This is a genomic window from Bartonella sp. OC68QHHN (assembly GCF_042193875.1).
GTDB classification, from domain to species: Bacteria; Pseudomonadota; Alphaproteobacteria; order Rhizobiales; family Rhizobiaceae; genus Bartonella; species Bartonella grahamii_A.
The window spans coordinates 1-4,371 of the sequence record NZ_JBHIME010000060.1; the positions used below are offsets into that span (position 1 = coordinate 1).

Annotated in this window: 7 protein-coding genes and 1 pseudogene; 1 reads left to right on the forward strand and 7 read right to left on the reverse strand. The window is 35.6% G+C overall.

Features of this window, described 5'->3' with window-relative positions; all coding sequences use genetic code 11:
• Window positions 1-31: 31 nt before the first annotated feature.
• The 7 genes and pseudogenes from ACFIJ0_RS07125 to ACFIJ0_RS07155 form a co-directional block, all read right to left on the reverse strand.
• Window positions 32-937, reverse strand: a complete 906-nt coding sequence (locus tag ACFIJ0_RS07125; protein WP_375661443.1) for a hypothetical protein — start codon at window positions 935-937, stop codon at window positions 32-34.
• A 52-nt stretch (window positions 938-989) separates the two neighbouring features.
• A pseudogene (locus tag ACFIJ0_RS07130) lies at window positions 990-1,280 on the reverse strand (DUF1376 domain-containing protein); the annotation flags it as partial.
• Window positions 1,270-1,614, reverse strand: a complete 345-nt coding sequence (locus ACFIJ0_RS07135; protein WP_375613934.1) for a DUF1376 domain-containing protein — start codon at window positions 1,612-1,614, stop codon at window positions 1,270-1,272. The pseudogene ACFIJ0_RS07130 and the gene ACFIJ0_RS07135, both read right to left, overlap by 11 nt.
• Window positions 1,604-2,086, reverse strand: a complete 483-nt coding sequence (locus tag ACFIJ0_RS07140; protein ID WP_375622554.1) for a crossover junction endodeoxyribonuclease RuvC — start codon at window positions 2,084-2,086, stop codon at window positions 1,604-1,606. The genes ACFIJ0_RS07135 and ACFIJ0_RS07140 overlap by 11 nt, the downstream gene beginning before the upstream one ends.
• A 119-nt stretch (window positions 2,087-2,205) precedes the next feature.
• Window positions 2,206-2,574: a hypothetical protein gene (locus tag ACFIJ0_RS07145; protein WP_375613947.1), complete on the reverse strand. Its 369-nt coding sequence runs from the start codon at window positions 2,572-2,574 to the stop codon at window positions 2,206-2,208.
• 161 nt (window positions 2,575-2,735) lie between these two features.
• Window positions 2,736-3,128, reverse strand: coding sequence for a hypothetical protein (locus ACFIJ0_RS07150; protein ID WP_375622552.1), 393 nt, complete (start codon window positions 3,126-3,128; stop codon window positions 2,736-2,738).
• Window positions 3,129-3,200: 72 nt separating this feature from the next.
• On the reverse strand, window positions 3,201-3,452 hold the full coding sequence (locus tag ACFIJ0_RS07155) for a helix-turn-helix transcriptional regulator (RefSeq protein ID WP_375622550.1): 252 nt from the start codon (window positions 3,450-3,452) through the stop codon (window positions 3,201-3,203).
• Window positions 3,453-3,561: 109 nt separating this feature from the next.
• Here ACFIJ0_RS07155 and ACFIJ0_RS07160 point away from each other — a divergent pair, with 109 nt between their 5' ends.
• Window positions 3,562-4,179: a S24 family peptidase gene (locus tag ACFIJ0_RS07160; RefSeq protein WP_375622548.1), complete on the forward strand. Its 618-nt coding sequence runs from the start codon at window positions 3,562-3,564 to the stop codon at window positions 4,177-4,179.
• Window positions 4,180-4,371: the final 192 nt, after the last annotated feature.

The following is a 4,371-nucleotide window of genomic DNA, read 5'->3' on the forward strand; positions in this document are numbered from 1 at the left end:
TGAGAGTAGGAAAGAAGCTTGCTCAATTTGCTTAACTGAAGCTTTCACAGAGAGCAACGCTTGTAGACGATTGCAAGCATCCAAGGTTTGTTCCTCCTCCTGTTTGGTCAATGTATTCCCAGCTTTCAGCGTCAATGGATACCCCGGACTGATCATTTCCATAATCTTCTCCAGATGAGAGATGATCTCTGAGTTCGTTGAAGCCTTCTGCAAGCTGTTCTGTGAAAGTTTTCTGAGTGAATTTTCCATGATAACCACCTAACCGTTTTTCCTGTTCTAATCTTGCTTTTTTCTTTGCTAGCGTTCCGATAGGGCTTGTGACCCAATTGTACCAAGTCCTTTGCCAATCTCGTTTGTTTGCATTTTTACCTGGGTTTGCTATCCAGTAATTTGTGAACCGTTCGGTTTCTAACAGCGCCTCATCATGCGTTAATCCTTGATCGATTGCGTATTGCAAATTAGGTTCAAANTTATTATATATGTTATTGTTATTGTTAATGTACCCTCTTGAAGAATCTTGAAGACATCTTGAAGAATCTTCAAGACTTCTTAAAGAATCTTGAGGCTTTCTTAAAGAATCTTCTTGATTTTTATGTTTCCTCGTATTGGCGGCTTTTGCTGCTCTTTCTGCAAACTTATTTAAAGTTTCGTCTGAATTTTTTAATTCTTCTTCAACATCTGGACACCACAAATGACCATCTTCTGAAAGAACAATATGTCCAGATCTAAATAAGTAATCTAATGCCTTCTGAAATCTTTTTACTGAACAACACGTAAAATGAGATAATATTTGCGCATCATTTACAAGAGACTCTCTAGTGCGCAACATTTGCAATCGCAATCGCATATAAACATTGCCTTCAATTGCGGGTAAACAAGCAAGATCAAGAAGCCACTTGTCTGCAAAAAGCCTCGTCCATGGCAACTTAGTTGACATACTTCACCTCCCTTTCTTCATTATTATTAAAGGCAAAATTATCTGGTTCTTCTTCATTGAGGTTGTTGAGTTCTTCTTCAACATCGAGATTCCATAAACGACCATCTGCTAAACGAATAATATATCCTTCTTCTAGCAAAACATTCAAAGCTGTCTCAAATTTCTTTACTGAATAACCAGTGTAATGAGACAAAACTTTAATGTTACAAAAAAGAGGTTCACCAGTACGAAGCATGCGAAACCGCAATCTCATATAGATATTACCTTCTACAGGAGGTAAATAATCGACAACTACTGCCCACCTATCTGCAAAAAGCCTCGTCCACGGTAATTTACTGGACATTCTCTTTGTCCTCCCTGTGCTTATGCCATGCGATTTCTGATTGTTGATTGTTGTTCTTCAGCTCTTCTTCAACATCTGGACTCCAGATGTGGTTGTCGTCAAAAAGAAAGATGTGTCCAGTTTCAGCTAAGAGATCTAGCGCATCATCAAGCTCGTCAATTGAACAGCGAGCTAATGAGGACAAGGCTCGTAAATTGTTTGTAAGAGGCTTCCCAGTGTGTAACATTTTTAATCGCAACCTCATGTAAATATTGCCTTCAGTAGGAGGTAAATCAGCGAGATCAAGAAGCCATTTTTCTACATTAATTTTTATCCATTGGTTTTTATTTGACATTAGTGGTTTCCCCTTCTTTTATTAAATATAAAATTGCTAAAGCATCTGCTTCGTTGTCGTCTTTAGGCGTATGCCCTTTTGCACATACCGCCTTAATCATTTCTTCTTTTGAGGCATTTCCTTTTCCTGTCGTTGCCTTCTTAATTGTGCCAACAGGAATGCCTTCATACGGTATCTGATGATGTTCACACCAAGCTGTTAAGGTTGCTAAAAAACCCCCGTAAACATGAGAAGCGTCTGTACCCACATGCCGGCGCACCTCTTCAAAATACACCGCGTCAATTTCATCAACAGACCTCTTTAGTTCAGTTAGCCACCGTTTAAAGCGTAAATAACGCATACCACCGCCTTCAAAACGACGTGATTGAAAATGCTCTGTATCGCTTGTTATATGACCATCAGCACTGCATATCGCCCAGCCTGTCTTGGTCCCTAGATCAAGACATAAAATGGTTTGTGCGTGAGTGATCATAATCCCCCCTTAAGGCTCTACGTATTTATATGTGCGCTATGACAGAGCGTTTAGTCATAAATTAAAAAAAATGAACTCACTCAATTCAAAAATACACTGCATGCCTCATCTCGTTACATTCAATGTTTGGACCGATTGTGTTTTTCAAAAATTTTTTGAGAGTTTTCTTTGAAATATTTTGTGTCGCCATGCATCTTTATCGACAATTCTGGTCCTAAAGAATTTTTGGCTATTAAATGGTTGTTTTCATCAAAAGAAAAATTCCAATCAGAATTATTAAAAACGATTGTACAGCCTTCTGGAAAACCTATTTCCTGTATTAAATCTTTCAAAATATAAAAAGTATAATATGATTTTTGCAAAACATTTACATAGCTTTGCTCTTTTTTACGATATAAATAAAAAACTTTACGATAGGCCCACAAACAAAAAACCGTAATTACATTGGTCGTAAAAAGTATAATAATTGCCGCTAAACCATAATCCATCTTTACTTTCTTTCTTCATATTAGAGCTTTTACATATTTATCTGCACGCTATGACAGGGCGCGTTGTGATTGCTTGTCTTGCAAAAATGTTTTTGAAAAAGGAACCTCGCAATGATTCATTGTTAATTAACAATCCTCATTTGTGGCTCAAATGACGCAAGTTAAAAAACTTCTCCTGCAAAAACAAAATCGATCAATCTCGGTTCTTCTTTTTTGTTGATTAACTCAGTGATTTTATTATTTAATTCATCAATAACTTTCATCTGTGAAGCTAACTTTAGCCTTTGGCTGTATAGCGTTTCATTTTTTTGCTTAATTAAAGAGGATAGGTTTTCAAGTACTACTTGCTGTTGTTCAATTGACTTATCTCGCTCTGCAAGAGTTGCTTCATGCCATCTCATCCAACTATCAAATTGTGACTTATGCCATTCTTCTTGTTTTGCAAGAACTTTTGTATGAGTTCTATGTCGTTTTATAAGATCTTCTATGCTACAATCACGATCCGGTATTTGTATAAATTCTTTCACAAACTTATCTCCATTCTCAATTTTCATATTGCAACCGATTAATCTACAAATCCGTGTGTAGAGTTTCTTCAATATTCCGTTTCTCATGATCTTTCTTCTTTAAGAGTGTGAAGGATGCTGTTGATGTTTGTTATTATCTGTAGGAGCAGCAATAAAAGCAGAACTAGAGCTAGAACTATCCTTCAACTTTTGCAGCTTTAAATAATTTATTACGGAGATAGATCCTCTTTTTTCCCACTTGCAAACAGCTGCTTGAGTTACACCAAGCATTTTCGCCATTTCTGATTGTGTCCAATTAAATTTTCCCCGTATTGACTTAGTCAAATTCTTAAAATCTTCTCGTTGATCCATTTACAAGCTCCAATTACAGCTCTGTCTTATTTTATTCATATAATTATAGTTATATAAAGTCAATGAAAATTATCTTTATCAACGATAAAAAAATAAGGTAAGCAGAAGTATGAGTAATAAATCTAATATCATAAGCACATTAAAAAAGATTTTGACCGAGTTTAACTTAACGCAAGAAGATGTAGCCAAACGGCTAAACGTAACACAAGCTTCGGTGTCTAAGTGGTTAAAAGATTCTGATCCACGTGGCTCTAATCGAGATGCCATTTTAGAATTATATAAAGAACTAAAAGGGGACAATCACTTAACAACTTTTGTTCCTCTTATGGGGTATATTGGAGCAGGAACACAGATAGATCCAAGTTTTGAACAAATTCCTGAAGATGGTCTTGAACAAGTAGAAATTCCTTTTGCTTTACCTGATGATATGGTTGCTTTTGAAGTTAAAGGAGATTCTATGATTCCAGCCTATAAAGATGGAGATATGGTTATCGTAAGACGGCGCCAAATTAAAACAATAGAATCCTTTTTTGGCAAAGAAGCCGTTATTTTAACACATGATAATAAAAGATATATAAAGCAGATTAGCAGGGGCATGAATGGTGAAATAGATCTGCTTTCTTGGAATGCCTTACCTATTAAGAATGTTAAAATTGTGTGGGTTGGAGAGATATTTGCTATTTTGCCAATAAGTTCTTACAGCAAGATGATTCGGACTTATCGCTAATTATCCTCCCCTCTTATTCAGCAAAATATTATAATATTTTTTATAAAAAATATAACTTTTTATAATTTTTTACTTGCTATTTTATAATTATAGTTATACAAGTAATTATACAAACCACACACAAACAATTGCCAAGAGGCGTTAGGGAGGAGAAATTATGGAAAATCCAATTCTTATAAATTCTGATGAAAT